We start from the raw sequence: 26,904 nt of genomic DNA, 5'->3' as shown, positions 1-26,904 counted from the left end.
CACCACCCCCCCGGGTTCGCGTCCATTTTTCATCTCTTGGCCCGTGGGCTTACCCCATTGGCTGGCTTTTTTGTACCCCGGGGGGGGGGGGGGGGGGGGGGGGGGGGGCCCCCCCCCCGCCCGCTGTTGTGGTGCGGAACCTGCCGGCCGCGTAACCGTGGAGCTGCCCTGCTACCTCTTGACTGCGACCAGCAGACCGTCGCCGGTCGGGAGCATGGCTGAGGCGAGGCGGTCGTCCTCACGGATGGACTTGCCCACCTGGCGGAGGATCACGGTGGTGGCCTCACGCGCGGCAGGGTTGGCGACACGGTCCTTGTCCAGCGCATCGTTGACGATCAGCAATCCGCCGGACTTGAGCAGCCGGACTGCCTGTTCCACATAGCCGGGGTAGTTCGGTTTGTCGGCGTCAATAAAGACCAGGTCGTAGGCGCCGTCTGTCAGCCGGGGGAGTACGTCGCGGGCGCGGCCGGAGATGGTCCGTGTCCGGTTTGCCGGGCTGCCGGCCTCCTGGAACGCCTCCCGCGCGGCCTTGAGGTGTTCGACGTCGACGTCGATGGTGGTCAGGACGGCGTGCGGACCCAGCCCGCGCAGGATGCAGACTCCGGAGACCCCTGCGCCGGTGCCGATTTCGACGGCGGTCTGGGCCTTGGAAGCGGCAGCCAGGACGGTCAGGACGGCACCCACGCCGGGGCCGACCGGGGTGACCCCCAATTCGAAGGACCGTTCGCGCGCGTGCAACAGGACCTCATCCTCGGCAGGCAGATCTTCTGCATAGGACCAGCTCGTAGACTTATCGGCGCTCATGGATTCGCTTTCTGGGCGGCAGGGGATTGTTCCCTCCAGCGTACTGGGTCAGGGGGGACCCGGCAGGCAGGCGCCACCGCTGGCGCGGTCACAGTGCACTCGCCGCCGTGGGCACAGCCGGCCGGTGCGGGCCGCCGGTTCTGCCGAGGGCGGAAGGGTGGCCGGCGTCAGGAAATTCCCAGAAAATTTTGAAAAGATGGATATCCGCTCATCCGCGTGGTGATCGGCGCCGAATCAAGGATGCCGGAGCTTGCAGCCGCAAGCACCGTCCACGGCGTAAGCACCATCCACGAGGGGAGCGGACAATGTCGATAGTGGCAGCTGTCCCTGTAGCTGAAGAGTCCCAGGCCGCGGCGGAGGCCGTATGGGTCCGGCCCACCTGGGAGGAAGTGGTGACTAACCACTCCGCCAAGGTGTACCGGCTCGCGTATCGTCTCACCGGCAACAAGTACGACGCTGAGGACCTTACCCAGGAAGTATTTGTCCGGGTCTTCCGTTCGCTGGAGAACTTCAAACCGGGCACCCTTGACGGTTGGCTGCACCGGATCACCACGAACCTGTTCTTGGACCAGGCGCGGCGCAAAAGCCGGATCCGCTTCGACGCGCTGGCTGACGACGCAGAATCCCGCCTGCCCGGCCGCGAGCCCGGCCCGGAACAGAGCTTTGAATTCAACAACCTGGACGTCGATGTGCAGACTGCCCTGGAGGAACTCCCCCCGGACTTCCGCGCCGCCGTCGTCCTCTGCGACCTTGAGGGGCTCTCCTATGACGAGGTCGCCGTCGCTTTGGGCATCAAGCTCGGTACCGTCCGCTCCCGGATTCACCGCGGGCGCACCATGCTCCGGGAGAAGCTGGCCCACCGGGACCCGAGGCCGCCGCAGTCCGCCAAGCCGTCGCTGAAACCGCGTCTGAAGCTGCCGCGCATTGCCGGCCTCCTCTGAACCAGGCGATGCGTCTGCTCCAGCGACTGCTCCGCGTCCCCCACAATCGCCGGGGCCGGCACCGGGACCCATGCCCGGACTGCCAGCTGCAGAAGCGCCGGGAACGGCAGTACCTGGAGCGGCTGCGCGGAGCGGACGTGCCGGCGGCCAGCAGCGACCTCACTGCACGACTGCTGGCGCGCACCGCGGAACTCGCCAGCGCTGAGCAGCCGGACCGCCGCCCGCCGTCAACGGTCTTTGGCCGCCGCCCCGCGCTGCGTGCCTCGGTGATCGCGGCCGGCAGTGCTGCGGCCGCCGCGGCCTTGCTCGGCGGATCGGCCTATCTGATGGGCGCCGACCCTGCCCAGCGGCCCGGCGTCGTGCCCGCCACGGCGTTTTTCCAGCAGGATCCTGCTGGTTTCGGGGCTGATGCCGTGGACGGAGCGGCCGGCGCACCAGCGGGCTGGAGCCTCACCGGCGAACCCGATTTCACTCCGGCCGGCTCGCTGAGCACGGTCCAGCTGACCATGCTGCGCTCCGAGGGGTGGTCCTGCCCCGTGCTCCGTGAACTCGGCTACCACCTGATCTGGGCCAGGGGCCGGGTCCTGACCGGCGGCGACGCTGTGGAGCTGCGCCTCACGGACGGCCGACATTTCACCACCATCCTCGAACAGCACGGCGCTCCGGACCGGCAGCGCGGCCCGGCAGGGCAGTCCGGCTTTCCTGAAACCGCCCCGCCACTGAACCCGCTCACGGGCCACCCGGCAGCACTGGACGGCTTCACCTCAGCGGTGTTGCCTGCGGGGAACGCCGCAGCGGGCGTGGAGCCAGGGGTTGGCGCGAGCCAAGGCAGCCTCTGGGTAAATCATGCCGCGCCCTTCGCTGCCATCTACAAGGCGGACCAAACTACCTTCACCTACGTCTCGGACCAGCCCGCGGAGCGGACAGGCGAGGCCGTGGCCGCCCTGGTCCGGGCCCGTAACTTGGCCGTCGGAACGGCCGCCGGCCAGGGCCAGGAACCGCAGGGAACGATCCACGGCCCTGCGACGGCGGACGTCGGCGGTCCGGAGTCCGGGCCCGGGCACGATTTCATCAGCCGGATGGAACGGGGCATGGGCAGGATTCTGGAGTTGCTGGCACCGTGACGTGCGGATTTGGTGGGGTCACGCGCCGGGTATTCCGGCCGAATCGTCGCGGCCCCGCGTGAGAGGGTAATCTTCGTACAATGCTTGGAATCAATGGACCGGAGTTCCTCCTTCTGCTGATCATCGGCCTTCTGGTGATTGGCCCCAGCAGGCTGCCCGAATACACTCAGAAACTTGCCAACATCGTTAAGGAAGTCCGGCGGATGGCGTCGGGGGCCAGAGAGCAGATCAAGGACGAAGTCGGCATCGACATCGACGACGTTGACTGGAAGAAATACGATCCCCGGCAGTACGATCCGCGCCGGATCATCAAAGAGGCGCTGCTTGACGATGACACCAAGCCGGTCAGCGGCGGCGCCCCGGCGGCGGCAGTAGCCACCGTTGCGGCAGCTGCGTCGGTTCCCCGGCCGGACCGAATTGTCGAGCGGCTCCCGGACGGCGAGCAGGCGCCCTTCGACTCGGAGGCTACTTAACTGGCTGCAGGCCCAGCGACTTTCCGTTGAGCCCGCGCGGGATGGCACCGATTCTGCCGGCAATGTCCAGCAGCGCCGCGGCGGCGGGAGTTTCGGGCCTGCCCAGCACCAGCGGGACACCGGTGTCGCCCCCCTCCCGCAAGAGAATGTCCAGCGGAATCTGTCCCAGCAGTGGAACATCAGTTCCCACAGTCGCTGAGAGCCGCTCGGCCAGCATGGCGCCGCCGCCACTGCCGAACAGCTCCATCCGGCCGCCGTCGGGCATTTCAAGGTAGGACATGTTCTCCACAACACCGGCGACGACTTGGCCGGTCTGGGTCGCGAGGGCACCCGCCCGCTCGGCTACATCCGCAGCAGCGGCCTGGGGAGTGGTCACCACCAGGATCTGGGCTTGGGGCAGCAGCTGGGCCACGGAGATCGCGATGTCACCGGTGCCGGGCGGAAGGTCCAGGAACAAGGCGTCGAGATCGCCGAAGTAGACGTCGGTGAGGAACTGCTCCAGCGCACGGTGCAGCATGGGCCCGCGCCAGGCGACGGGCTGGTTGGCGGCGACGAACATACCGATCGAGATGACTTTGACCCCGTAGGCGACCGGCGGCAGGATCATGTCATCGACCCGGGTGGGGGACTGGGTGATGCCCATCAACGCCGGGACGGAGAAACCGTAGACGTCCGCATCGACGATCCCCACCCGCAGGCCCCGTGCCGCGAGGGCGCAGGCGAGGTTTACCGTCACTGAGGACTTGCCGACGCCGCCCTTTCCGCTCGCGACGGCGTATACCTTGGTCAATGATCCGGGGTCGTTGAACGGGATGCCGCGTTGGCCGCCGGCACCGCGGAGCTGGTCCTTGAGGGCGTCGCGCTGTTCCTGGGTCATGACTTTCAGCTCGACCTCGACGCCTGTGACGCCCGGCACGGCGGACACTGCCGACTCGCAATCGGCGGTGATGGTTCCGCGCAGCGGGCAGCCGGCAATGGTCAGGAGTACAGAGACCCGTACCTGCCCGGCCGCGGAAATCTCCGCCGCTTCCACCATGCCCAATTCAGTGATCGGACGGCGGAGCTCCGGATCGATGACGGTGGCGAGTGCGGCCTGCACTGCCCCGGCCAGCGGGGAGTCCGGGACGGTGCCGGGGGTGGTGCTGTCCTGGCTGAAGCTCATGCGGTAGGTGCTCAGTTCTCGGGGAGTACGGGGGGCGCAGGCGCGCCGGCATGGTCCGCGCCGGCGTTGTTCTGCTGTTCGGCCAAGGCGCCGGACTTCTTATTTGCCCTGGGCTTGCTCTCAGACCGGACCCGGGGGATCTGCTGGGTCCGGGGACTGCGCTGTTTGTCGCGGCGTTCCTTCAGTTTTTCCTTGACCTTGTCCCGCGGCGACTCGTGAACACCTGCGGACGGATCGTGGGTGCGCAGTTCCTCCTGTGCTTCCAGCATGTCCTCCAGCAGGCTCCGCAGCTCGGCCCGGACGTAATCGCGGGTGGCGACTTCGCGCAGGGCGATGCGCAGCGAAGCGAGTTCCCGGGTCAGGTATTCGGTGTCGGAGAGGTTCCGCTCTGCCCGCTGGCGGTCCTGCTGCAGGGAGACGCGGTCACGGTCGTCCTGCCTGTTCTGGGCCAGCAGCAGCAGCGGCGCGGCGTAGGAGGCCTGCAGTGAAAGCATAAGGGTCAGCAGGGTATACCCGAGGGCCCGGGAGTCGAACTGCCATTCGGAGGGCGCGAATGTGTTCCACCCCAGCCAGATGACGACGAACACCGTCATGTAGACCAGGAACTGCGGGGTGCCCATAAAGCGGGCGAACCCTTCAGTGGTCTGGCCAAAGGCGTCCGGGTTGGGGGAGAACTTCGGCAGGATCCGCTGGCGGCCGCTCAGGGGCGTATCGAGGCCGCCCCTGTCGGCTTTGCTGCCCGGCCGTGCCTGGGGGTTCCGTGCTGCGCTGATATCAGCCAATGCGGCCTCCAAGCTTCCTTATCGGGACATCGTCCTCGTGGGCGCGCCAGTCATCGGGCAGCAGATGATCCAGCACATCGTCAACAGTCACCGCCCCTACAAGCCGACCGTCGCTGTTAACAACGGGGAGCGAGTTGAGGTTGTAGGTGGCCAGCGTCCGGGCCACCTCGCTGATGTGCGCGAGGTCCGAGACCGGTTCCAGGGTCTTGTCCACGAGGTTGCCCAGCGGTTCGGGCGGCGGAAAGCGGAGCAGCTGCTGGATATGGACGACGCCCAGGAAACGGCCCGTAGGCGTCTCCAACGGGGGCCGGGCAATAAAGATCGACGACGCCAGGGCGGGTGAGAGCTCTTCGCGGCGCACATGGGCGAGGGCTTCCGCGACGGTGGCTTCGGGAGGCAGGATGACTGGGACCGGGGTCATCAGGCCGCCGGCGGTGTCCTCGTCGTATTCAAGCAGCCGCCGGACGTCTTCTGCGCCTTCGGGTTCCATCAGTTGCAGCAGTTCTTCGGCCTGGGCGCTGGGAAGCTCCGCGAGGAGGTCGGCGGCGTCGTCCGGGTCCATTTCCTCCAGCACGTCTGCCGCGCGGTTCACGTCAAGGGCGGAGAGGATCTCGACCTGGTCGCCTTCGCGCATCTCCTGGAGGACGTCGGCCAACCGTTCGTCCTGAAGTTCGCTGGCGACCTCGAAGCGGCGCTTGTCGCTCATTTCCTGGAGCGCCTCGGCAAAGTCGGCAGGCTTGAGGTCCTCGTGGGTCGCGACGAACTGGGTTGCTGCCTGGGGTTCGGTGTGGGCGCCCTGCTGCGCGTCGGCCCAATCGATAATCATGGTCTCGTTGCGGCGGAGCCGGCTCAGCGGGGAGAGGGAATGCCCGCGGCGGACAAAAAGCTTGCTGACAAACCAGTCGCCGGAGCGGTGCTTGTCCATCGCGATGTCCTCGATTGTGGCATCTCCGCTGCCGTCGGCGAGGGTCACACGGCGGTCGAACATTTCGGCTACGACGAGGGTTTCGGCTCCGCGCTGTTCGAAACGGCGCAGGTTTACCAGTCCGGTGCAGATGACCTGGGTCTGGTCGATCGAGGTGATCCGAGTCATCGGCACAAAGACGCGCTTCTTGCCCGGCACCTCAACGACGATGCCCACAACGTGCGGCGCGCCCCGGGAACCTCGGGAGAGCACCACAACGTCACGCAGCCTGCCCAGGCGGTCGCCCAGCGGGTCAAAGACGTCGAGTCCGAGGAGGCGGGCAACAAACACCCGCGAAAGATTTGTGCTCACCTGTACAGGCTACCGAGTCCGCTCTCTTTTAGCTGAATTTACAGCCGGTGCCCAGCCGGATAGGTAAGAATGGACCTATGTCAAACATTTTTGGTGCTCCCAGGGCCGGCGCTCGCACCGGCCCGGACGAGGCCCGCAGTGTCCCCAAGGGGGACACCGTTGGTTCCTACAACTCCTACCTGGATGCCCAGAAGGCGGTGGACTACCTCGCTGACCAGCAGTTTCCGGTGCAGATGGTCTCGATCGTGGGCAACGATTTGAAGATGGTGGAACGGGTCACCGGCAGGTTGACGTACCCCCGGGTGGCGCTCTCCGGTGCGCTGAGCGGCATGTGGTTCGGCCTGTTCGTCGGCATTATGCTCTCGTTCTTTTCCACGACCGACGGTGCGTTCTCGATTATGACGTCGGTGCTGATGGGTGCGGCATTCTTTATGCTCTTCGGCATCGTCACCTACGCCATGCAGCGGGGCAAACGGGACTTCACCTCCACCAGCCAGGTCGTGGCCACCAACTACGACGTTGTGGTTTCATTCGAGGCGGCGAACGATGCGCGCCGGCTGCTGCACCAGCTTCCGATGACGCAGCAAGACGCCGCCCGGCCCGCCGGCGCGGCCGGCTACTCCCAGCCCGAGCACCAGCCGCACCAGCAACCGGGCCGGCAGCAGGGGCCCGGGCCGCAGCGGCCCGCTGGCTGGAGCGACCCCTACGGCCAGCGGACCCCCGAAGCCGGCGGCGACCCGCGCGAACAGCCCGGCAACCAACCGGCCGCCGGCCAGCAGTCCGGTCCGTCCCAGCAGGGAGCTGGCACCGCCTCCGGCAAACCGGCAGGGGAAGAGGAACCTGTCAAGGCTGCCGGGTTCGCGTATCCGGACCTGCCGGACGGCCGCCCGCAGTACGGCGTCCGCGTCGACGACGCGGCCAAGCAGGAGCCCGGTGGCGGCGGCCCGCAACACTGACCCGCAATGCAAAAGGCCTCCCCCGAGATGATCCGGGGGAGGCCTTCTGCGTGTCACCGGCGGTTACTGACCGCCGGCGGCGAGCTACGCCGTCGCGTCCGCTTCCTGGTAGATGCCCGCCATCCAGGACTCAACGTCGTCGGCCTTGCGGGGCAATGCCGCGCTGAGGTTGACCGGACCGTCGGCGGTCATCAGGATGTCGTCCTCAATCCGGATACCGATTCCCCGGTACTCCTCGGGAATGGCGAGATCCTCGTCCTTGAAGTACAGCCCGGGTTCGATCGTGAAGACCATGCCGGCGGTGAGGACGCCGTCGAGGTACAGCTCCCGCTTGGCCTGGGCACAGTCGTGCACGTCGAGGCCCAGGTGGTGGCTGGTGCCATGCGGCATCCAGCGGCGGTGCTGCTGGCCTTCCGGACTGATGGCTTCCTCGACCGAAACCGGCAGCAGGCCCCAATCGGCCAGCCGTTCGGCCAGCACGGTGGTGGCGGCAGTGTGGATGTCGCGGAACTTGGTGCCGGGCTGCGCGGCAGCGAAGCCGGCGTCGGCGGCGTCCAGAACGGCCTCGTAGACCTTGCGCTGGACCTCGGAGAACGTGCCGTTGGCCGGCAGGGTGCGGGTGATGTCAGCGGTGTAGAGCGAATCCGCTTCGACCCCGGCGTCGAGCAGTAAGAGTTCGCCTGCCGTGACCTTGCCGGTATTCCGGGTCCAGTGCAGCACTGTGGCGTTGTTGCCGGAGGCCGCAATGGTGTCGTAGCCGAGCTCGTTGCCTTCTTCCCTCGCCCGGGCAAAGAATGCGCCTTCAACGACCCGCTCGCCGCGCTGGTGGGTCAGGGCACGCGGCAACGACTTGACCACCTCGGTGAATCCCTGCACGGTGGCCGCGACGGCGGTCTGCATCTGGCCGATTTCCCATTCGTCCTTAAGCAGGCGCAATTCGGAGAGCGCCTCGGTGAGTTTCTCATCGAGGGCGTCAAGGGCGCCCAGATCCAGGTTGTCCGGGTCCTTGGCCGTGTTGTAGCGGGCAGTGTCCACCAGGGCGTCGACGTTTTCGTCCGCCTTCCGGACCAGCCGGATGGAGATCCCGCCGATTTCGGGGGCTCCCACGTTTTTGGTGATGCCCACTTCGAGTTCGCTGATCTCAGCGGTCGCCAGGCCAAGGCGGGCCTTGAACTCGGCCAGGGTGGGACGGGTACCGATCCAGAATTCGCCGGACCGGGAATCTGCGTAGAACTGCTCGGTGTCGCGGCCGGCGAGCGGACGGAAATACAGTGTCGCGAGGTGGTGGCCGCCGTCGTCGCCCTTGCCTGCCTCTACGGGTTCGAGGATCAACACGGCATCGGGTTCGTGGTCCAGCCCCAGGCCCGTGAGGTGCGCGAAGGCCGAGTGCGGGCGGAACCGGTAGTCGCAGTCGTTGGAGCGGACCTTCAGCGGTCCGGCGGGGATGACCAGGCGTTCGCCTTTGAACTGCTCGGAAATGGCGCGCCGGCGGGCGGCTGCATGGTTGGCGACGGCATCGCGTTCCGGGAGCTGCTCCTGGGACGGTGCCCAGTTGCTGGCCATAAACGCTTTGAAAGCATCGGAACTGGGCCGCTGTGAGCGGTTGTTGACGCGCTCGTCGAGGGGCTGGGAAGCGGAGACTTGGGTGTTATCTGCATCGTTCACGCATCCATAGTCTCACCAGCACAGCGGCTTAGGCCAACAGCCCGACGGCGGTTGGCCCGGACGCCGCGGCCACGATCTACTAGGCTGGTGCGGTGAGGATTGACCTGCATGCCCACTCGAACGTATCCGACGGTACCCAGGCGCCGGCAGCGGTGATGGCTTCGGCGGCGGAGGCGGGGCTGGACGTCGTCGCCCTGACCGACCATGATTCCACCGGCGGCTGGGCGGAGGCCGGACCCGCCGCGTTGGCGTACGGGGTGGCGTTGGTTCCCGGCATGGAGATCTCCTGCCGGACGCCGGAGGGGATCAGCGTCCACCTGCTCTGCTACCTGCACGACCCGGCGCACGCCGGGCTGCTGGAGGAAATTACCAAGGCGAAGGATGCCCGCTTCACCCGGGCCGAGCGGATGGTCAGCCTGCTGGCGGAGGACTACCCGCTGAGCTGGGACGATGTCATCCACCACGTGGCGCCCGGCGCTACCCTGGGCCGGCCGCACATCGCCGACGCCCTCGTCGCCGCCGGCGTGGTCGCGGACCGCACCGAAGCCTTCGAATCGATTCTCACGTCCCGGTCACGCTACTTTGTGCAGCACTACGCCCCGGACCCGGCAGCCGCCGTCGAACTCGTCCGGGACGCCGGCGGGGTGCCGGTGTTCGCCCACCCCGTGGCGTCCGCCCGCGGGCGGATCGTGGGCGAGCGCGTCTACCGGGAAATGATCGACGCCGGGCTCGCCGGACTGGAAATCGACCACCGGGACAACCCCGAGGAGGGCCGGGCATTCCTGCGCAAACTTGCGGACCGGCACGGGCTGCTGGTCACCGGCTCCTCCGACTATCACGGGTCCGGGAAACCGAACCGGCTAGGCGAGAACCTCACGGCGCCGGAGGTCCTTGCCCGGATCGAGGAACAGGGGACCGGGACGTCCGTGGTGCGCTGACCCCCCGCGGATGCGAGCTTAGGTGCCCGGGAAGACGCTGAAGCTGGCATGCGGGGCCAGCCTTTTGGACATGACGTCGATGGCCGGCTGGTTTTGGTCCACGCAGACGAACTTCCGGTCGAGTTTCGCGGCGACGGCACCCAGGGTCCCGGAGCCGGCAAAGAAGTCCAGGCACCAGTCGCCGGGCCGGCTGGAGGCGGCAACCACCCGGCGGATCAGGCCTTCGGGTTTCTGCGTCGGGTAGCCGGTTTTCTCCTTCCCCGTGGGGGAGACGATCGTATGCCACCAGACGTCGGTGGGCAGCTTGCCCAGTTCGCGTTTGGCAGCCGTGACGAGCCCGGGGGCCATGTACGGCTCCCGGTCCACCTCGGCGCTGTCGAAGTGGTACTTCGTGGGGTTCTTGACGTAGACCAGGATGTTGTCGTGCTTGGTGGGCCAGCGGTATTTGGCCCGGGCGCCGTAGTCGTAGGCCCAAATGATCTCGTTCAGGAAGCACTCACGCCCGAAGATGGCGTCGAGCATCACCTTGGCGTAGTGCACTTCGCGGTAGTCCAGGTGCAGGTACAGGGTGCCGTCATCGGCCAGCAGCCGCCACGCCTCCACGAGCCGGGGTTCCAGGAAACTCCAGTAGTCGCTGAACGCGTCGTCGTACTTGTGCAGCGCACCCTTGATGGTGTCGTAAGAGCGTCCCTTGAACCCGACCCGGTCGCCCTCACCGCCGGCATTAAGCACCATCCTGGTTTCCTGGCGCTTCTGGACCCGGCCGGTGTTAAAAGGAGGATCCACGTAAATGAGGGTAAAAGCGCCGTCCGGCAGCGTCGGGAGGTAGTCGGCGTTGTCCGCGTGTACCACCAGATTGCTGCCGTCCGGCGCCCAGACGGTGTCAGCCATATAAGGGTTTAGGCCTCGGTGCTGCTTGCCGGTGCACCGGCCTGGGACTCGCCCGCCACCACTTCGCCATTATGGCGGCGGGTGCGGGTGCGGCGGCGTGCGCGCGTCGCACGGTCGACCTCGGTCGGTGCGCTGGCTGCGGCTTTGGCCGGGGTCTCAGCTGCGGGACCCGTGCCGGCGTCAGCTTCGGCCGGACGACGACGGCGCTCGCCCGAGCGTCCGCTGTCCTTGGCGCCGCCGGTGCCGCCGCTGCGGCGCGAATCATGGGCGCTGTCCCGTCCGCCGGTGCCGCGGCTGCCGCCGCCGCTGCGGGCGCTGTCGCGTCCGCCGCCGGCCTGACCGCCGCGGGGGGTGTTCTTCTTTCCGGTCTCGCCCAGGTCCTCCAGGACCTCGGCATTGACACCGGCGAGTACACGTTTGTCCCGGGGCAGCCGGCCCTTGGTGCCTGCGGGAATGTCGAGCTCCTCGAAAAGGTGCGGGGATGAGGAGTAGGTTTCCACCGGCTCCGGGACACTCAGGCCCAGGGCCTTGTTGATCAGGCCCCAGCGGGGCATGTCGTCCCAGTCGACGAAGGTCACGGCCGTGCCCTTGTTGCCGGCGCGGCCGGTGCGGCCCACCCGGTGCAGGTAGATCTTTTCGTCTTCAACGCACTGGTAGTTGATGACGTGCGTGACATCATCGACGTCGATGCCGCGGGCTGCGACGTCGGTGGCGACGAGGACATCGACCTTATTGTTGCGGAAGGCACGCAGGGCCTGCTCGCGTGCGCCCTGGCCGAGGTCGCCGTGGATGGCGGCCGCAGCGAAGCCGCGGTCCACCAGTTCCTCGGCGACTTTGGCGGCGGTGCGCTTGGTCTTGGTGAAAATGATGGTGCGGCCGCGGCCGCGGGCCTGCAGGATCCGGGCCACGACCTCGATCTTGTCCATGCTGTGGGCACGGTAGATCAGCTGCCGGATGTCGCGCTTGGTCAGTCCCTCGTCGTCTGGGTCCGCGGCACGGATGTGGGTGGGCTTGGTCATGTACCGCCGTGCCATGGCGACGACCGGGCCGGGCATGGTGGCGGAGAACAGCATTGTCTGGCGGACCGGCGGGGTGCCGGCGATGAGGGTCTCGACGTCGGGCAGGAAGCCGAGGTCCAGCATTTCGTCGGCTTCGTCCAGGATCACCATCTTGACGTTCTTCAGGACGAGATGCTTTTGCTTGTAGAGGTCGATGAGGCGTCCGGGCGTACCGACAACAATTTCGACGCCCTTCTGCAGCGCCTCGACCTGCGGCTCGTAGGCACGGCCGCCGTAGATGGTGGTGATCCGGGCGTTGCGCTTGCGGGCGGCATTCTGCAGGTCGCCGGCGACCTGGACGGCCAGCTCACGGGTGGGTACAATCACGAGGGCCTGCGGGGCGCCAGGGGCCGGGAGCAAGTCGTAGCCGGCGTCGTCGGGTCCGACGACGCGCTGCAGGGCCGGGATGCCAAAGCCGAGGGTTTTGCCCGTTCCGGTCTTGGCCTGGCCGATAATGTCGTGGCCGCCAAGGGCTACCGGCAGGGTCATGGCCTGGATCGGGAACGGGTGGGTGATTCCGGCGTCGGCGAGGGATTCCACGATATCGGCGCGGACATTGTAGTCGGCAAAGGTCTTCTCGGCGATCTCGTGCGGCTTTTCGTCCGAGATGATGGTTTCTTCCGGTTCGATCGTTTCCGTGCCGGATTCGTCGGTCAGAAGCTGGTGCGTGTGCAATTCACTCACTAGGGGAGATTCCTTATTCATTTTGGGCTGCGCTGCATGCTCAACGGGCCGGCCGGGTGGCCGTTCCGGAGCACGCTCAGAAGCGCAAGCAATTCCAGTGGAAGCCGATCGCGGGCTATCTAGATGCTGGCACTGGGGACCAGCGGGTGTATCTCAAGATCGCGTAGGGGCGGGCTTGTTGAATTCGAAAATGAAGGAAATCAACGACCGGGCATCCATATCTACCCTTCCAGTCTAGCCGCACACGGCCCGGAAACTCGACGGCGGCCACTGACGGCGCGGCAAGGCCGCCGATCGCTCAGACGGCCAGCTCCAGCCGGACCTCACGGGTGGTGATGTCGGCCGCGACCACCCGCACCCGGACCTGGGTGCCGGGTTCCAGTTCGCCCGGGCAGCGGGCAGTGACGGCGGGTTCGGCGATTTGCACGATTCCGGCGGGCCCGCCGGTGGTGCCGGCGGCATTGGTGCCGTTTTTGCCGGTGCTGTTCTTTCCGCTCCTGGCGGGTTTAGCGCCGGAGATCACGACGGCGTCGAACTCCTGGCCAACGTGGTTGACCAGCAGCGCCGCCTCCACGGTATCGAGGGAGAGGCGCTCCAGCCTGGCGGCCAGCTGGTCCGAGGCTGCCATGATCGACGGGAGCGACGGCAGGGCTTCCCGGGCCCAGGCCGGGACAGCCGTGCCGTTGCTGAGCGCCTCGCAGATCACCAGGACAAAGCGGTCCACCAGACGTCGGAGCGGGGCCGTGGAGTGGGCGTAGGCGGCGCCGATGGCTGCCTGGACCGCGGCCCCGGGCACCGTGCCATCGAAGGGCGTGTAGCCCGCGCCGCGGAACAGCATGCCGGCCGAGTGCACGATCGCCAGCTGCCGCGGATCCGTGGGATCCAGGGTGCGCAGGTATTCGCCGTAGCTCATGTCGGCGTTCCAGGGCCTGCCAAGGGCACGGGTCTGGCGGTGGAAATGAGCCAGCGACGCTTCATCCGGCGCCGGCATGGTGCGCAGGATACCGACTTTGCCTTCGAGCATGATCCCTGCTGCGGCCATTCCCGTCATCAGCGAAATCTGGGCGTTCCAGTCTTCCACGGGCAGCGGCGGGGCAGCTACAATCCGGTAGCCGCCGTCGGGCAGCTGTTCGATTTCCTGTTCGGGCATGTTCAGGCTGGCGCCGCCGCGGAGCCGTTCGAGCTCTACCCGCTTCATCCCGACTTCCTTGAGCAGCTCCAGCAGCGGCGCGGCCGTGCCGGCGTCGAGGTCGGCCTGGACACCCCGGTAGCTGAGTTTGGCCCGGCTGCGGACTGTGGCACGGCGGACCAGCACTTCCGACACCTCCGCGGTGGTGTCCAGCTCGAATTCCCACACAAAGGCGGCACACCGTTGCCCGGCCAGCAGGCTTCCGGCTTCTTCGCTGATGACTTCTGGGTGCAGCGGGATCCGGCCGTCCGGGGTGTAGTACGTTTGGCCGCGACGGCGGGTCTCGGCGTCGAGCGCTCCGCCGGGGACAACAAAGGAGGGGACATCGGCGATCGCGTAGAAGACCTTGTATCCCGCGCCGGAACGGTCGATGAAGAGGGCCTGGTCCAGATCGGTGGAAGACGCAGGATCGATGGTCACAAACTCGATGTGGGTGAAATCCAGCTCCGGCAGTTCGTGTCCGGCGACGGCTTCCTTCGCTTCCCGCAGCGCGTCCTCGGGGAACGGTCCGGGCAGCTCCAGGGTTGTGCGCAACGTGTTGAGTGCCTCGGCAAGGAGGCTCTCCTGCTGGTGGACATTCGGGGTCAAGCGATGCTGGGACACGGAAATCAGAGTAGCTTCATTTGCACTATTAGTCTTGGACCATGAGCAGATTCCCGGCTGATCCCGCCCGCTACAACAGCTTTCTGAGGGATTTGTTCGGCGTGATGGCCTACACCGAACTCTCCGCTTTCGAGCGGCTCTCCTCCGACGCACGGTACGCGCCCACCCTGCACGACCGGGCAGCGCTGGGACGTATCGCCGTGATCGAGTTCCAGCACTACGAACTCGTCAGCTCCAGGCTCGAAGCCATGGGCCTGGACACCGAGGAAGCCATGCTGCCGTTCCAGCCGTCGGTGGACCACTTCCATAAACGCACCCGCCCGGCGGACTGGCACGAGTCCCTCATCAAGGCGTACGTGATCGACACCGTTTCCGCCGACGCCTACCGCGCCATGTCCCGTTATCTCGACGCAGGCACCCGTGCCCTGGTGGAGCAGGTCCAGGCCGGCGACGAAGCGGCAGCGGTGCTGCGGGAACGGCTCCGGGCCGCCCTCGCAGATGACCCGAAGCTGGCGTCGCGGCTGGCACTGTGGGCCCGGCGACTGCTGGGGGAGGTCCTCAACCAGGCGCAGCGGATGAGCTTCGAGCACGCCTTCGCCGACCGGCTGATCGGCGCGGATGAGGACGGGCCGAGGGAGCTTGTCCGAGCCCTGCTGCGGGAACTGGCAGCGAACCACGCACGCCGGATGACGCAGCTCGGCCTTGCCGGCTGAGCAGGCGGGCCTTAGCGTTCCGCGGCGTCGAGGGCGGCAAGCAGGGCCCGGGCTGCGCCCTCGGGATCGGTGGCCTCGGTGATCGCGCGGACCACGACGATCCTGCCGGCGCCCGCGGCCACCACTTGCTCCACATTGCCCAGGTCGATGCCGCCGATCGCGAACCACGGCCGCGCGCCCCAGAGGTTCCCCGCAGCCTCGCTCCGGGCAGTTCTCCGCTGCTGGGCCTCTGACCCGCCGATCGCGTCCGCCGCGTAGCGGACGAGGTCAAGTCCGACGGCGGCGCGGCCCGGCTTTGTGGGGGTGGCCCATACCGGGCCAACACAGAAGTAGGTCAGACCGTTCCGGCCGGAAGTTGCGGCTATCGCGGCGTCCACCTGGGCCGGAGTGTGGGTGGACAGCCCGATCGCGGTCTCCTGGCCGAGGAAGTCCCGCGCCGCCCCGAACGGGATGTCCTTTTGCCCGATATGGAACACCGGCGCCCCGGCCAGGGAGGCGAGGTCTGCCCGGTCGTTGACTGCCCAAAGCCGGCCATGACGGCGGGCCGCCTGCTGCAGGACCGCCAGCAGTTCCAGCTCCTCGGCGGCTTCCAGGGATTTGTCGCGCAGCTGGATGATGTCGACGCCGCCAGCAAAGGCCGAGTCCACGAAGTCTGCAAAGTCGCCGCGGTCCCGGCGCGCGTCGGTGCAGAGATAAAGGCGGGCGGTGGTGTGGGCGGCATCCTGGCTCATGTTTCCAGCCTAGTTCCTCTACACTGGGCCAATACCGCGGGAGCCCGCCGCCGTCCACGCCACTGGCGACCGGCAACGGCAGGCTGAGAGGGCGTAGCAGCCGACCGCTTGACCTGATCCGGTTAGTACCGGCGTAGGGAAGGAATCCTCTATGGACGGCACCTTCGTCCCCGGCACGGCCCGTGAAAGCGACGCAACCTCGGCTGCGGCCGCCGCGGATGACCTCAAAAACCCCGAATGTTACGACGTGGCCGTGATTGGCGGCGGCGTTGTTGGCCACGGGATCGCCTGGGCGGTGCGGCGCTCGGGCCGATCTGTCGCGTTGATCGACGACGCCCCCGGAACAGGAGCCAGTTGGGCTGCCGCCGGCATGCTTGCCCCGGTGAGCGAACTGCACTACCAGGAAGAGGCCCTCCTGGAGCTTATGCTGGAATCCTCCCGCCTCTGGCCGGCATTCGCGGCCGGACTGGACGGCGCCGGGGGCGGAACGGGGGGCTCCCGGACGGGCTACCTCACCACGCCGACCCTCGCCGTGGGTGTCGACGCCGCCGACCGCCGGGCGCTCGCGGACCTGCGCACCGCCCAGCAGGCTGCCGGCCTCAGCGTCGAGCCGCTGACCGTCCGTGCGGCACGAAGGCGAGAGCCGCTGCTGAGTCCGGGCATCTCCTGCGCCTTCGATATTCCCGCCGACCACCAGGTGGACCCGCGCCTGCTGCTGGCCCGGATCAGGGAACTGCTGCGCACCGACAGTCGCTCCACCACCATCGCCAGGCGTGCCGGCGGGCTGTTCTGGGAGCAGGGTCGGGTGGCTGGCGCCAGCCTCATCGGCGGCGGTTCCATCCGGGCCAAGGACACCATTGTGGCCAACGGCCTTGGCGCCGCCACACTTGAGGGGCTGCCCGCGGGGCTTGAGTTTCCCCTGCGGCCGGTCCACGGGGACATCCTCCGGCTCCGCGTCCCGGCGAAACTACGGCCGCTGCTCACCGCCACGGTGCGCGGGCTGGTGCGCGGGGTGCCGGTCTACATCGTGCCCCGGCAGGACGGCACGGTGGTGATCGGCGCCACCCAGCGCGAAGACGCGCTCGGCGGCGACAACCCGGATGCTGCCACCCAAGCTGGTGTCCCGGGCCGGGCGGTGTCCGCCGGCGGTGTTTACCAGCTGCTGCGTGATGCCCAGCAGCTGGTCCCCGCCGTCGCCGAACTGGAATTGCTGGAGGCCACTGCCCGGGCCCGGCCGGGGACCCCGGACAACGCGCCGCTGCTGGGCCGGGTGGCGGCGCGGGGGCGTCCGGGGGAAATTGCCGGTTTGATGATAGCGACCGGCTTTTTCCGGCACGGCATCCTGCTCACACCCGCCGCCGCGAGGATCTGCTGTGAGTTGCTGGACGGAACCGTGGATTCCCGTTGGAAGCACTTCCGCCCGGACAGGTTCGCCACCGGCAGTCAAACCAGCAGACCGGCCGCAGCCGGCGCCCGGAGGCCGTCCCCGAAGATCATCACCCATCCGAACACCCACCCTGAAGAAAACAAGGAAGCGGTATGAACATCACCCTGAACGGAACCGGGCACTTTCTCCCGGACGGCGCCTCGGTCAGCCAGCTGGTCAGCCAGGTTACCGGCCGGCCGCTGGCGCCCAACGGCCACTCAGTCGACGGCGGGAAACTCGGGGTCGCCGTCGCCCGCAACGCGGACGTGGTCCCGCGCAGCCAGTGGTACACCACAGCGCTCGTCGACGGTGACGACCTCGAACTGGTCACGGCGGTGCAGGGAGGATGAGCGGCAGGGAGGACACCACACTCGCCGGGGCGCCGGGAATTTCACCGGCCGCCGCGGACCCGTTCACGGTCGACGGTGTACAGCTGGGGTCCCGGCTGATTATGGGAACCGGCGGGGCGCCTAGCCTTGACGGTCTGGGTGCCGCGCTGCTGGCGTCCGGCACCGAACTGACCACCGTGGCGATGCGGCGCTATTCGCCGGCAGAATCGGGGTCGTTGTTCCAGCTGCTTTTGGACCACAACATCCGGGTGCTGCCGAACACCGCGGGCTGCTTCACCGCCAGGGATGCCGTCCTCACTGCCGAGCTGGCACGGGAAGCCCTCGAAACGGACTGGGTAAAGCTGGAAGTCATTGCGGACGAGCACACCCTGCTGCCGGATGCGGTGGAGCTCGTCGAGGCCACCGAGCAGCTTGTGGGCCGCGGGTTCAAGGTCTTTGCCTATACCAACGACGACCCCGTGCTGGCGCTGCGGCTGGAAAACCTCGGCGCCGCTGCCGTGATGCCCCTCGGCGCGCCGATTGGCACCGGCCTGGGCATCTTGAACCCGCATAACATCGAACTGATCGTCGCCCGTGCCTCCGTGCCCGTGGTCCTTGACGCCGGGATAGGGACCGCCTCCGATGCAACCCTGGCCATGGAGCTTGGCTGCGACGCCGTGCTGCTGGCCACGGCGGTGACCCGGGCACAAAATCCGGTTCTGATGGGCGAGGCGTTTAGACACGCGGTGATCGCCGGACGGCTGGCCAAACGCAGCGGCAGGATCCCGCGGCGGGAGCACGCACTGGCATCATCGGCCATGGAAGGCCGTGCCGAGTTCCTCTAGGTGCGTTGGGCGGGTCCCGGGGCGGAACCCGGCCCGGCCGGCGTGCCGGGACCTCGCTAGTAGCGCAGGATTGCGGTCAGCCTGGCAGTATCGCGGCTGGTGCGGTTCCGACCCAGGTACAGCACGGACGCCGTGGCGGCGGCTGCGCCCAGCAGGATGGGCAGTATCCACGGAATCCAGCTCAGTCCCGACTGATAGCCCAGCCCCGCGGCGCTAAAAAGAATCCAGCTCAGCATCCCCACCGTGAGAGATGCCCCGGCGGGCACCGAGATGCCGTACTTGGCGTGCCGCTTGTCATTGGCCCACACGACAAAACCAGCAGCGACGGTCACCAGGACCACCACAATCAGGGACAGCATGTTCGGACTCCTTGCGGGTTGGGTCTGGGGCCGGGCAGCACGGCGCTGCCCGGCGTCACAGCTGGTGCCTAGACCGCGCCGAAACCTACGCGGCGCACTTCCTCGGCGCCGATCTCGACATAGCCCAGGACGTTCGCGGGAATGATGATCAGGCGGCCTTTTTCGTCAGTCAGGCGCAGCTCCGTGCCCTTCGCGATTGCTTCGCCGACCACCTTGGCTACGGCGTCGGCTTCCTGCGCCGATTCCAGGACAATTTCGCGGCCGATGTTCTGAATGCCGATCTTTACTTCCACAGCAAGGCCTCCCAGCCAATCAAAGTTCTTAGGGTGTTATGTCTATTTGTAGCCTAGGTTTCCTTGGGGAAGCGGGAGATTCCGCGCCAAGCTAAACGGTAGATCAGATCGCTTGCCACATCGAGGTCGAGGTTACCGTCAGTTTCCAGCCAGTAGCGGGCGCTCACCTGCGCCAGCCCGGCCAGTCCCCGGCCCAGCAGTTGGGCCTCCAGCTCCGGCAGCTTGGTGTCCTCGGCGATGACCTGCCCAACGGCGTCGGCAAAAGTCTTGTTAAAAGCCTCCAGCCGGGCGCTGACGTCGACGTCATTGACCAGGTCGGATTCGAAGACAAGACGGTGGGCCTGGTCATCGCTGGCGATGAAGCGGAAGTAGGCCCGCATCACAGCCTGGACGCGCTCGTCGTTATCCGTCGTGGAATTCAGGGCACCCAGCAGCAGCCCGATCAGGATGCTCAGCTGGCTGTCCAGGAGGGCCAGATACAACTCACGTTTGGACGGGAAGTGCTGGTACAACACGGGCTTACTGACATGGGCAGTCTCCGCAATCTCGTCCATCGCGGCGCCGTGGTACCCGTTGGCGACAAAGACTTCCTGGGCCGCCGCGAGCAGCTGCGCCCGGCGTTCGTCACGGGGAAGCCGCGCCGATCGCGATCCGCTGCGGGCCGGGACGTTGGGGGACTTTCCGGCCTGCCCCTGCTCAACGGGTGCCTGGTGAACCACTGTAGGCCTACTTTCGCTTGCTGTTACGACTACTTTACGTGCCAGTAATATGACCTGGCGGCATCTTCGGGCATAGATTGAAGTATGGCCTCCCAGTTGACCTCCAATGCAGCCCCCGCCACACCGGCAACAGCGTCCGGAGTGCCGGGGCCGCTGGTGGAAGCGGCCGAAGGCCTGAGCCCCGAGGAGGTGGAGCGTTACTCCCGGCACCTGATCATTCCGGAAATCGGGGTGACCGGTCAGCGCCGCCTGAAGAATGCCAGGGTCCTTGTGATCGGCGCCGGCGGGCTCGGTTCCCCCGCGTTGCTCTACCTGGCCGCGGCGGGCGTGGGCACGCTGGGTATCGTCGACGACGACACGGTCGATCTGAGCAACCTCCAGCGTCAGGTGATCCACGGCGCAGCGGATGTAGGACGGCCCAAGACCGAGTCCGCCCGCGACGCCATTGCCGCCCTGAACCCATTGGTGGAGGTACGGCTGCACCAGCTCCGGCTTGATGCGTCCAACGCGCTGGAACTTTTCGCCGGCTACGACCTGATCCTCGACGGCGCCGACAACTTCGAAACCCGCTACCTCGTCAACGATGCTGCAGCGATCCTCGGCAAGCCCTACGTCTGGGGTTCGATTTTCCGCTTCGACGGGCAGGTCAGCGTCTTCTGGGAACAGCATGGCCCCACCTACCGGGACCTGTACCCTGAAGCGCCGCCTGCAGGATCAGTGCCGTCCTGCGGAGAGGGCGGCGTATTTGGGATGCTGTGCGCCGCCGTCGGCGCGCTTATGGTGACGGAGGCCGTCAAGCTGATTACGGGCGTCGGGCGCTCCCTGCTGGGCCGGGTGGCGCTCTTCGACGCCCTGGGCGGCAGCTGGCGCGAAATCAAAGTCTCCCGCGATCCGGAGGCGGAGCGGATTACCGCGCTGACCGACTATGAAGCTTTTTGCGGTATTCCGCCGGCTGCGGACGCCGGCACCGAACACACCGTGACGGCCGCGCAACTGGCAACGATGCTCGCTTCCCGCAAGGCCGGGCTCAAGGATTTCCAGCTGGTCGACGTGCGCGAGAGCGGCGAATACGAGATCGTCAGGATCGACGGAGCGGTGCTGATCCCGCTGGGCCGGATCCTAGCCGGCGAGGCGTGGCAGGAGCTGCCGCCGGACAGGGACATCGTCTTCCACTGCAAGTCCGGTACCCGGTCGGCAGCCGTACTTGCCGCCGCCCGTGCCGCAGGCTATGAGCGCGTCAGCCACCTCGACGGCGGAATCCTGGCGTGGGTCCGGGATGTTGAACCGGGCAAACCTGTCTACTGACTGCCTGAAACTCAAGTGACCCAATAGCGGAAAGGCCAGTGAAATGGGCGCGAACTTTAACGCAACACCACAGCATAAGATCGGTTCCGGTTTCGGCAGGGACTCCACGGCAGCGGAGGTAATTGCCGGGATCGACCTGCACGGTAAGACCGCCATCGTCACCGGCGGATACTCCGGCTTGGGCCTGGAAACCGTCCGGGCGCTGGCCTCGGCGGGCGCCGCGGTGACAGTTCCGGCACGGCGTCCGGAGCACGCACGGGAAGTCCTCGCCGAGGCCGCCATCCCGTCCGGGACCGATGCGGGGCAGGTGAGCGTCGCCGCCCTTGACCTGGCCGAGCAGTCGAGCGTCAAAGACTTCGCAGCGATGTTCCTGGCCGCTGGCCAGGCCGCCGGTGCCGACGGGGGAATCCGCAGCCTGGACATCCTGATCAACAATGCCGCCATTATGGCCAGCCCCGAACGCCGGGTGGGGCCCGGCTGGGAGTCGCAGTTCGCCACGAACCACCTGGGCCATTTTGCCCTCACCAACCTGCTCTGGCCCGCGCTGGCTGCCGCGCCCGGGGCCCGGGTGGTGTCGCTGTCCTCCACCGGGCACAAGCTCTCGCCGATCCGTTTCGATGACGTCAACTTCGAGTCGGGCTATGACAAGTGGCGGGCCTATGGGCAGGCCAAAACGGCGAACTCGTTGTTCGCCGTGCAGCTGGACAGCTTGGGCCGGGACTCAGGGGTCCGTGCCTTCGCGGTGCACCCGGGCGGGATCATGACGGAACTCCAGCGCCACCTGCCCAGGGAAGAGATGATTGCCTCCGGCTGGCTGGACGAGTCCGGCAAAGTTGACTCGCGGTTCAAGACCCCGGCCCAGGGAGCGGCGACGTCCGTGTGGGCGGCAACGTCGCCGGCGCTTGCGGGTATGGGAGGTGCTTACTGCGAGGACTGCGACATCGCGGAGTCCACGGCGACGGGCTCGCCCGAGGCACGGATCAGGGGCGTGGACGCGCATGCGGTCGACCTCGCTGATGCTGCCAGGCTTTGGACGCTGTCCGCTGAGCTGACGGGAATCAACGCTTTCGGCTGAGGCCGGTTTCCTGAGGCCGGATTCCTGAGGCCGGTTTACTGACGCCGGTTTCCTGACGCCGGGCTGGCGGAACTACCCGGCGGAGCTGGCTGAATACCAGCAACCAGCCGATCAGGGACATTGCCCCAGGAGGCTGTCCGGCGGAGTGTCGCTGAGGGCCCTGGCCAGGACAGAGCAGCCGGGCCTGAGACAGGCAATTCGTGTCGGGCCTCCAACTGGGCCACCTCAGCCAAGCCGTCCAGGCATGCATCGGCCAGAGCTTGCAACTGGCGCCGCGTCCGCCGTCGGGAGAGGGGTGGATGCTGACACGGACCGTGTACGGCAGGCAGAGTTCGCCTCAAAATACCGCAGCCGCGGTCTGCGCTCAGGTCATTGAGAGCTGAGGGTCCGGCAGGACCAGCGCCCTAGGCTGTTTCCCGTGCGTCAGTTTCCGCAGCCCCGCCCGAGGCCCGATGCTCAACCGGGCATTCGGCGCCCTTGGGCGCGGGCTGTTCGACTGTGATGCCGTACAGCGACTCAAGGGCAGCGACATAATCCTCCTGCTGACCGTTGGCGGCCAGCTCGCGGGCCCGCACCGTCGGCACATGGAGCAGCTGCTTGACCATCCGGCGCAGCGCAAATTCAACTTCCTCTGCCGCGGCCGTGCAACCGTGGCGGGCCCGGACCTTTTCCATTTCCGTATCCAGCACGTTCATGGTGTGCCGGCGCAGAGCGACGATGGCCGAATCCACCGAGCGGGCCTCGCGCTCCTGCTCAAACGCGTTGGCCGCACCGGCCACAATACTGCTGGCTTGTGCCAGCGATTCGGCCTGTTCCTGCGGGGCGGCCAGCCGGACCGATTCCAGCGTGAGCAGCTCGACGCCGTCGAGCGCTCCGACAGCGGGATCAAAATCGTGGGTGAGGGCCAGATCAATGGCAATCAGGGGCTGGGTCGAGGCAGCCCGGACCCGGCCCAGCTCAGCAGCCTCAACGCGGGTATCGGCGCCGCTGCAGCCAATCAGGACGTCGGCGGCTGCGACGGCGGCCGGAAGGCTCTCGCCATCCAGTGCGGTCCCGCCGCGGGTGGCGACAAAACCGGCGGCACGGCCGGAGGAGGAGTAGACGGAGATGTTGGTGCAGCCGCGCTCACGCAGCAGGGACATGGTTGCGCCGGCGTAGGCGCCGGTGCCGAAGACGACAACTGTTTTGGTGGACCAGTCAGGGACCTCGGAAAGCTCCGTGGCGAGGTCCAGGGCCACGGAGACCACTGACAAGCCACGGGCGCCCAGGGCGGTCTGCGCTCCGACGTCCTTGGCGGTCTTCGACGCTGCCTGGAAGAGCCGGACGAGGCCGGAACTGGCCGTGCCTTCGTGCTGGGCGGTAATGAGGGCGCGCCGGACCTGTCCGGCGATTTCGCGTTCGCCCACGACTGCTGAATCCAGCCCGGAGCTGACGGCGAAGAGATGCCGGGTGACATCCTCGCCCGTGCGGGTATTAAAGGAACGCCCGACGAGCTGTTCGTTGAGGCCGGTGGAGCCGCTGAGCTGGGTGATGAGGGCTGAGCGGGCTTCCTCGACGTCGTCAGGGCGGGGCGCTTCGCCGTAGATTTCGAGGCGGTTGCAGGTGGCGAGGACTATCGCACCCGCCACGGCCGGCGACCCGGCGAAGGCGGATGTGGCAAGCTCGGAAGCACCGGTGCTCAGCTGAGCAACGGTCTCGAGGTCGATGTCGGCGTGGGTCGCCACCAGAGAAAAAAGAACCACAGCTCTTCAATCATAGCTTTTTCGTACCCGCGTAGAACAACTGTGCGGGGTGTGACCGCCCACGCGGGCCTGTGATTCGTGCCACCGTGCGGGCGCCGACCGGCGCCGTGACAGTCTGTCGTTATCTTTTGGGGCCGATTTTCGGCACAATCGAAGTCATGACCTCTCGCGCTGCGGCAACTTCCCAAACCTCCGGCCTTGACGCCGGACACCCCCTGATGGACGGCCGCACCGCGGATTCCCCACTGATCACCGCCTACCGGGGCGGGAAGCCGGCCCGCCGCCCGGTCTGGTTTATGCGCCAGGCCGGCCGCTCGCTGCCCGAGTACCTCAAGGTGCGTGAGGGGGTCGCGATGCTGGACTCCTGCCTGCGCCCCGAACTTGCCTCCGAGATCACCCTGCAGCCGGTCCGCCGCCACGACGTCGATGCCGCCATCTTCTTTTCCGACATCGTGATCCCGCTGAAGCTCGCCGGCGTCGGTGTGGACATTGTGCCCGGCGTGGGTCCTGTGCTGGAGAAGCCGGTGCGCACCGCGGCCGACGTTGCCGCCCTGCCCCAGCTGACCTGGGACGCCCTCGAGCCCATCCGCGAAGCCGTCCGGCTCACCGTCGCCCAGCTGGGGAAGACACCGCTGATCGGCTTCGCCGGTGCCCCGTTCACCCTCGCGGCGTACATGGTCGAGGGCAAGCCCTCCCGGGACCACCTCGGCCCGCGCACCATGATGCACGCCGACCCGGAGACGTGGACCGCGCTGGCAAACTGGGCCGCCGACGCCTCCGGCATGTTCCTCCGTGCCCAGCTGGAAGCAGGCGCGTCCGCCGCCCAGCTCTTCGACTCGTGGGCCGGCTCCCTTGGCCTGGCCGACTACCAGCGCTTCGTCGCACCGGCGTCCGCCCGCGCCCTGGACCATGTCCGGGACCTAGGGGCCCCGCTGATCCACTTCGGCACCGGCACCTCGGAACTGCTCGTCGCCATGCGCGACGTCGGCGTCGACGTCGTCGGGGTGGACTACCGGCTGCCGCTGGACGAAGCAAACCGCCGGCTCGGCGGAACGGTGCCGCTGCAGGGCAACATCGACCCTGCCCTGCTGTCCGCCCCGTGGGAGGTTCTGGAAGCGCACGTCCGGGCCGTCGTCGCGGCCGGTGCTTCGGCCCCCGGCCACGTGCTTAACCTCGGCCACGGGGTGCCGCCGGAAACCGATCCGGCAGTACTCACACGGGTCGTTGAGCTTATCCACTCGATTTCGCCGGAGTAGGCGCATGCAGGCAGCCGGCTCCACCGCGGAAGCCGCACCGCAGACCGCTGTGGTGGTGGGTGGCGGGATTTCCGGCCTGCTCGCCGCCCGCGTCCTGGCCCGGGCCGGCGTCCGCACCACTGTTCTTGAAGCCAGCGGAGTGTGGGGCGGCTGCGTCGGGAGCCATACGGTGGCCGGCCTGACCCTGGACAGCGGCGCCGAGTCATTCGCCACACGTTCCACGGCCGTGTCAGAGCTCGCCGCCACGCTGGGCCTCGCCGGGAAGATTGTGGCACCGCAGCCCGGCGGCGCCTGGGTCCAGCTGCCCGACGGCCCGCGGGAGCTTCCCCGCACCGGGGTCCTTGGCATCCCGGCCAATCCCTGGGACCCGGAAGTCCGCCGTTCCCTCGGTTTCCTCGGGTCGCTCCGGGCCTCGCTCGATTCACTGCTGCCGGCCGCGTTGGGTACCGGGCCGGAAGCCACAAGCGTGTCGGCGCTGGTCCGTGCCCGCATGGGGCGCCGTGTGCTCGACCGCCTCGTCGCACCTGTCGTCGGCGGGGTCCACTCCGCGGACCCGGGCGTCCTTGACATCGACATGGTGGCACCGGGCCTGCGCGCCGGCATCCGGGAGCACGGATCGCTCGCCGCCGCCGTCGCGGCCCAACGCCGGGGTCCTCGCGCCGCAGCCATTCCCGGTGCAGTTGCCGCCGCGCCACGCCCGCCGGTGGGGGCGCCGCCACTGCAGAAGGCCGGGTCGGCAGTCGCGGGCCTGCGCGGCGGGATGCACACGCTTATCCCGGCACTGCTGGCCGAGCTGGGCCGCGATGGTGTCACCTTGCTGACCGGCGCCCGGGCTGACGCCGTGCAGCGCGCCGCCGGCGGGTGGCGGGTCTTGGCCGGGGACACAGCACACGACGCCGGGTTGCTGGTTGTCGCCGTGGACGGCCCGGCCGCCATCGACCTGCTCGCCGGCGCGGTGCCGGAACTGGCCGGCCGACGTCCGGAGGCAGGCCCGGACGTCAGCCTCGTCACCCTCGTGCTGGACCTTCCCCGGCTCGACGCCGCCCCGCGCGGGACCGGGGTCCTCGTCGCGCCGCAGAGCCCGGGAATCCAGGCCAAGGCACTGACCCACGCCACCGCCAAATGGGAGTGGCTTGCAGACCAGGCCGGTCCCGGTACCCATGTCATCCGGCTGTCCTACGGGCGCGGGGACGCCCGCCATGGCGCCGCAGCGATGCCGGGGCCCCGCTCGGATGCTGAACTCTTCACGGCTGCCTTGACGGATGCATCCTCGTTGCTCGCGCTCCCGGTTACCGCAGCGGACGTGGTGGATTGGGACGTGGTGCGCTGGGGCGGGGCGCTGCCTTTTGCGTCGCTCGGTCACAAGCGCCGGGTTGCGGAGGTCCGCAATATCTGCGCGGCGGACGGCACACTTGCCATCGTCGGCGGCTGGCTGTCCGGCAACGGCCTCGCCGCGATTGTGGCCGACACACCGGGGCAGGTCCGGCAGCTGCTGGCCCCGGGTGAAGGCCCCGGATGAAGGCGCCGGATCCCCGCCACTGTGAAATAAAGCACTTCTACGCCCC

At 67.7% G+C, this 26,904-nt stretch carries 26 protein-coding genes and 1 riboswitch; of the genes, 13 read left to right on the top strand and 13 right to left on the bottom strand.

Annotated elements, in window-relative coordinates; all coding sequences use genetic code 11:
* Window positions 1–171: 171 nt before the first annotated feature.
* Window positions 172–804 carry an O-methyltransferase gene (locus ABIB49_RS07545; protein ID WP_282468016.1) on the bottom strand — a complete coding sequence of 211 codons (633 nt, stop codon included), beginning with the start codon at window positions 802–804 and terminating at the stop codon, window positions 172–174.
* 305 nt (window positions 805–1,109) lie between these two features.
* Here ABIB49_RS07545 and sigE point away from each other — a divergent pair, with 305 nt between their 5' ends.
* The 3 genes from sigE to ABIB49_RS07530 all read left to right on the top strand — a co-directional run bounded on the left by sigE (window position 1,110) and on the right by ABIB49_RS07530 (window position 3,342).
* Window positions 1,110–1,745, top strand: coding sequence for an RNA polymerase sigma factor SigE (sigE, locus tag ABIB49_RS07540; protein WP_226776109.1), 636 nt, complete (start codon window positions 1,110–1,112; stop codon window positions 1,743–1,745).
* Window positions 1,746–1,753: 8 nt separating this feature from the next.
* Complete coding sequence (locus ABIB49_RS07535) at window positions 1,754–2,869, top strand: hypothetical protein (RefSeq protein ID WP_226776110.1); 1,116 nt, start codon at window positions 1,754–1,756, stop codon at window positions 2,867–2,869.
* A gap of 80 nt (window positions 2,870–2,949) precedes the next feature.
* Window positions 2,950–3,342, top strand: a complete 393-nt coding sequence (locus ABIB49_RS07530) for a twin-arginine translocase TatA/TatE family subunit (RefSeq protein ID WP_226776111.1) — start codon at window positions 2,950–2,952, stop codon at window positions 3,340–3,342.
* On the opposite strand, the gene ABIB49_RS07525 is transcribed toward ABIB49_RS07530, so the two are convergent.
* The 3 genes from ABIB49_RS07525 to ABIB49_RS07515 are packed head-to-tail and all read right to left on the bottom strand — an operon-like array spanning window position 3,335 to window position 6,562.
* A complete protein-coding gene (locus ABIB49_RS07525; RefSeq protein WP_226776112.1) occupies window positions 3,335–4,504 on the bottom strand; it encodes an Mrp/NBP35 family ATP-binding protein in 1,170 nt (389 codons plus the stop codon). The two genes, ABIB49_RS07530 and ABIB49_RS07525, sit on opposite strands and share 8 nt — an antisense overlap.
* 11 nt (window positions 4,505–4,515) lie before the next feature.
* The gene (locus ABIB49_RS07520) at window positions 4,516–5,298 is read right to left on the bottom strand and encodes a DUF1003 domain-containing protein (protein WP_226776113.1); all 783 of its coding nucleotides are present in this window, start codon (window positions 5,296–5,298) and stop codon (window positions 4,516–4,518) included.
* Entirely contained in the window at window positions 5,279–6,562 is a 1,284-nt protein-coding gene (locus tag ABIB49_RS07515) for a magnesium transporter MgtE N-terminal domain-containing protein (RefSeq protein WP_226776114.1), read from the bottom strand. The genes ABIB49_RS07520 and ABIB49_RS07515 overlap by 20 nt, the downstream gene beginning before the upstream one ends.
* Window positions 6,563–6,639: 77 nt before the next feature.
* Between ABIB49_RS07515 and ABIB49_RS07510 the strand changes: the two genes are divergently transcribed.
* Window positions 6,640–7,518 (top strand): YflT domain-containing protein, encoded by an 879-nt coding sequence (locus tag ABIB49_RS07510; protein ID WP_354156862.1) that lies wholly within the window; start codon window positions 6,640–6,642, stop codon window positions 7,516–7,518.
* An 84-nt stretch (window positions 7,519–7,602) separates the two neighbouring features.
* On the opposite strand, the gene ABIB49_RS07505 is transcribed toward ABIB49_RS07510, so the two are convergent.
* The gene (locus ABIB49_RS07505; RefSeq protein ID WP_226776116.1) at window positions 7,603–9,183 is read right to left on the bottom strand and encodes an aminopeptidase P family protein; all 1,581 of its coding nucleotides are present in this window, start codon (window positions 9,181–9,183) and stop codon (window positions 7,603–7,605) included.
* A 92-nt stretch (window positions 9,184–9,275) separates the two neighbouring features.
* Here ABIB49_RS07505 and ABIB49_RS07500 point away from each other — a divergent pair, with 92 nt between their 5' ends.
* Entirely contained in the window at window positions 9,276–10,121 is an 846-nt protein-coding gene (locus ABIB49_RS07500; protein WP_354156861.1) for a PHP domain-containing protein, read from the top strand.
* Window positions 10,122–10,139: 18 nt separating this feature from the next.
* Here the strand turns inward: ABIB49_RS07500 and ABIB49_RS07495 are convergent, their stop codons facing one another.
* From ABIB49_RS07495 to ABIB49_RS07485, 3 genes are all read right to left on the bottom strand, one after another.
* Complete coding sequence (locus ABIB49_RS07495) at window positions 10,140–11,012, bottom strand: DNA-methyltransferase (protein ID WP_226776118.1); 873 nt, start codon at window positions 11,010–11,012, stop codon at window positions 10,140–10,142.
* Window positions 11,013–11,020: 8 nt separating this feature from the next.
* Complete coding sequence (locus tag ABIB49_RS07490) at window positions 11,021–12,754, bottom strand: DEAD/DEAH box helicase (protein WP_282359641.1); 1,734 nt, start codon at window positions 12,752–12,754, stop codon at window positions 11,021–11,023.
* A gap of 298 nt (window positions 12,755–13,052) precedes the next feature.
* A complete protein-coding gene (locus tag ABIB49_RS07485; protein WP_354156860.1) occupies window positions 13,053–14,546 on the bottom strand; it encodes an RNB domain-containing ribonuclease in 1,494 nt (497 codons plus the stop codon).
* Window positions 14,547–14,587: 41 nt separating this feature from the next.
* On the opposite strand from ABIB49_RS07485, the gene ABIB49_RS07480 reads away from it, so the two are divergent.
* Window positions 14,588–15,259: a ferritin-like fold-containing protein gene (locus ABIB49_RS07480; protein ID WP_226776121.1), complete on the top strand. Its 672-nt coding sequence runs from the start codon at window positions 14,588–14,590 to the stop codon at window positions 15,257–15,259.
* An 11-nt stretch (window positions 15,260–15,270) separates the two neighbouring features.
* Here ABIB49_RS07480 and thiE read toward each other — a convergent pair whose 3' ends face one another.
* The gene (gene thiE, locus ABIB49_RS07475) at window positions 15,271–15,990 is read right to left on the bottom strand and encodes a thiamine phosphate synthase (protein WP_226776122.1); all 720 of its coding nucleotides are present in this window, start codon (window positions 15,988–15,990) and stop codon (window positions 15,271–15,273) included.
* A 26-nt stretch (window positions 15,991–16,016) separates the two neighbouring features.
* Window positions 16,017–16,148, top strand: a riboswitch (TPP riboswitch).
* Here thiE and thiO point away from each other — a divergent pair.
* From thiO to ABIB49_RS07460, 3 genes are all read left to right on the top strand, one after another.
* Window positions 16,142–17,533 (top strand): glycine oxidase ThiO, encoded by a 1,392-nt coding sequence (gene thiO, locus ABIB49_RS07470; RefSeq protein ID WP_226776123.1) that lies wholly within the window; start codon window positions 16,142–16,144, stop codon window positions 17,531–17,533. (Overlaps the previous riboswitch by 7 nt.)
* Window positions 17,530–17,766, top strand: a complete 237-nt coding sequence (gene thiS / locus ABIB49_RS07465) for a sulfur carrier protein ThiS (RefSeq protein ID WP_226776124.1) — start codon at window positions 17,530–17,532, stop codon at window positions 17,764–17,766. Before thiO ends, thiS begins: the two co-directional genes overlap by 4 nt.
* Complete coding sequence (locus ABIB49_RS07460) at window positions 17,763–18,590, top strand: thiazole synthase (protein ID WP_226776125.1); 828 nt, start codon at window positions 17,763–17,765, stop codon at window positions 18,588–18,590. The genes thiS and ABIB49_RS07460 overlap by 4 nt, the downstream gene beginning before the upstream one ends.
* 56 nt (window positions 18,591–18,646) lie before the next feature.
* On the opposite strand, the gene ABIB49_RS07455 is transcribed toward ABIB49_RS07460, so the two are convergent.
* The 3 genes from ABIB49_RS07455 to ABIB49_RS07445 form a co-directional block, all read right to left on the bottom strand.
* Window positions 18,647–18,949 (bottom strand): hypothetical protein, encoded by a 303-nt coding sequence (locus ABIB49_RS07455; RefSeq protein ID WP_226776126.1) that lies wholly within the window; start codon window positions 18,947–18,949, stop codon window positions 18,647–18,649.
* Window positions 18,950–19,017: 68 nt separating this feature from the next.
* Window positions 19,018–19,242, bottom strand: a complete 225-nt coding sequence (locus ABIB49_RS07450) for a DUF3107 domain-containing protein (RefSeq protein WP_226776127.1) — start codon at window positions 19,240–19,242, stop codon at window positions 19,018–19,020.
* Between the two features lie 53 nt (window positions 19,243–19,295).
* A complete protein-coding gene (locus ABIB49_RS07445; protein ID WP_226776128.1) occupies window positions 19,296–19,961 on the bottom strand; it encodes a TetR/AcrR family transcriptional regulator in 666 nt (221 codons plus the stop codon).
* Between the two features lie 84 nt (window positions 19,962–20,045).
* On the opposite strand from ABIB49_RS07445, the gene moeB reads away from it, so the two are divergent.
* Both moeB and ABIB49_RS07435 read left to right on the top strand, forming a co-directional pair.
* Window positions 20,046–21,266: a molybdopterin-synthase adenylyltransferase MoeB gene (moeB, locus tag ABIB49_RS07440; RefSeq protein WP_282359636.1), complete on the top strand. Its 1,221-nt coding sequence runs from the start codon at window positions 20,046–20,048 to the stop codon at window positions 21,264–21,266.
* 43 nt (window positions 21,267–21,309) lie between these two features.
* Window positions 21,310–22,341, top strand: a complete 1,032-nt coding sequence (locus ABIB49_RS07435) for an SDR family NAD(P)-dependent oxidoreductase (protein ID WP_226776130.1) — start codon at window positions 21,310–21,312, stop codon at window positions 22,339–22,341.
* 404 nt (window positions 22,342–22,745) lie between these two features.
* On the opposite strand, the gene ABIB49_RS07430 is transcribed toward ABIB49_RS07435, so the two are convergent.
* The gene (locus ABIB49_RS07430; protein ID WP_282359635.1) at window positions 22,746–24,083 is read right to left on the bottom strand and encodes a glutamyl-tRNA reductase; all 1,338 of its coding nucleotides are present in this window, start codon (window positions 24,081–24,083) and stop codon (window positions 22,746–22,748) included.
* Window positions 24,084–24,241: 158 nt separating this feature from the next.
* On the opposite strand from ABIB49_RS07430, the gene hemE reads away from it, so the two are divergent.
* On the top strand, window positions 24,242–25,339 hold the full coding sequence (hemE, locus tag ABIB49_RS07425) for a uroporphyrinogen decarboxylase (protein ID WP_226776132.1): 1,098 nt from the start codon (window positions 24,242–24,244) through the stop codon (window positions 25,337–25,339).
* A 4-nt stretch (window positions 25,340–25,343) separates the two neighbouring features.
* Window positions 25,344–26,858 (top strand): protoporphyrinogen/coproporphyrinogen oxidase, encoded by a 1,515-nt coding sequence (locus ABIB49_RS07420; protein ID WP_226776133.1) that lies wholly within the window; start codon window positions 25,344–25,346, stop codon window positions 26,856–26,858.
* Window positions 26,859–26,904 lie beyond the last annotated feature (46 nt).

Source organism: Arthrobacter sp. UYCu512 (assembly GCF_040547075.1).
Classification (GTDB): domain Bacteria; phylum Actinomycetota; class Actinomycetes; order Actinomycetales; family Micrococcaceae; genus Arthrobacter.
Note: the sequence above shows the minus strand (reverse complement) of the source record. Positions and strands in the feature narration are given on the sequence as shown.

What these genes read in the sequence shown, in the direction of transcription:
- ABIB49_RS07420 (WP_226776133.1), top strand. Translation starts at nt 25,344, where the DNA reads ATGCAGGCAGCCGGCTCCACCGCGGAAGCCGCACCGCAGACCGCTGTG.
- ABIB49_RS07455 (WP_226776126.1), bottom strand. Translation starts at nt 18,949, where the DNA reads ATGCTGTCCCTGATTGTGGTGGTCCTGGTGACCGTCGCTGCTGGTTTT.
- ABIB49_RS07435 (WP_226776130.1), top strand. Translation starts at nt 21,310, where the DNA reads ATGGGCGCGAACTTTAACGCAACACCACAGCATAAGATCGGTTCCGGT.
- moeB (WP_282359636.1), top strand. Translation starts at nt 20,046, where the DNA reads ATGGCCTCCCAGTTGACCTCCAATGCAGCCCCCGCCACACCGGCAACA.
- thiO (WP_226776123.1), top strand. Translation starts at nt 16,142, where the DNA reads ATGGACGGCACCTTCGTCCCCGGCACGGCCCGTGAAAGCGACGCAACC.
- sigE (WP_226776109.1), top strand. Translation starts at nt 1,110, where the DNA reads ATGTCGATAGTGGCAGCTGTCCCTGTAGCTGAAGAGTCCCAGGCCGCG.
- ABIB49_RS07480 (WP_226776121.1), top strand. Translation starts at nt 14,588, where the DNA reads ATGAGCAGATTCCCGGCTGATCCCGCCCGCTACAACAGCTTTCTGAGG.
- thiE (WP_226776122.1), bottom strand. Translation starts at nt 15,990, where the DNA reads ATGAGCCAGGATGCCGCCCACACCACCGCCCGCCTTTATCTCTGCACC.
- ABIB49_RS07510 (WP_354156862.1), top strand. Translation starts at nt 6,640, where the DNA reads ATGTCAAACATTTTTGGTGCTCCCAGGGCCGGCGCTCGCACCGGCCCG.
- ABIB49_RS07545 (WP_282468016.1), bottom strand. Translation starts at nt 804, where the DNA reads ATGAGCGCCGATAAGTCTACGAGCTGGTCCTATGCAGAAGATCTGCCT.
- ABIB49_RS07495 (WP_226776118.1), bottom strand. Translation starts at nt 11,012, where the DNA reads ATGGCTGACACCGTCTGGGCGCCGGACGGCAGCAATCTGGTGGTACAC.
- ABIB49_RS07535 (WP_226776110.1), top strand. Translation starts at nt 1,754, where the DNA reads ATGCGTCTGCTCCAGCGACTGCTCCGCGTCCCCCACAATCGCCGGGGC.
- ABIB49_RS07530 (WP_226776111.1), top strand. Translation starts at nt 2,950, where the DNA reads ATGCTTGGAATCAATGGACCGGAGTTCCTCCTTCTGCTGATCATCGGC.
- hemE (WP_226776132.1), top strand. Translation starts at nt 24,242, where the DNA reads ATGACCTCTCGCGCTGCGGCAACTTCCCAAACCTCCGGCCTTGACGCC.
- ABIB49_RS07460 (WP_226776125.1), top strand. Translation starts at nt 17,763, where the DNA reads ATGAGCGGCAGGGAGGACACCACACTCGCCGGGGCGCCGGGAATTTCA.
- ABIB49_RS07525 (WP_226776112.1), bottom strand. Translation starts at nt 4,504, where the DNA reads ATGAGCTTCAGCCAGGACAGCACCACCCCCGGCACCGTCCCGGACTCC.
- thiS (WP_226776124.1), top strand. Translation starts at nt 17,530, where the DNA reads ATGAACATCACCCTGAACGGAACCGGGCACTTTCTCCCGGACGGCGCC.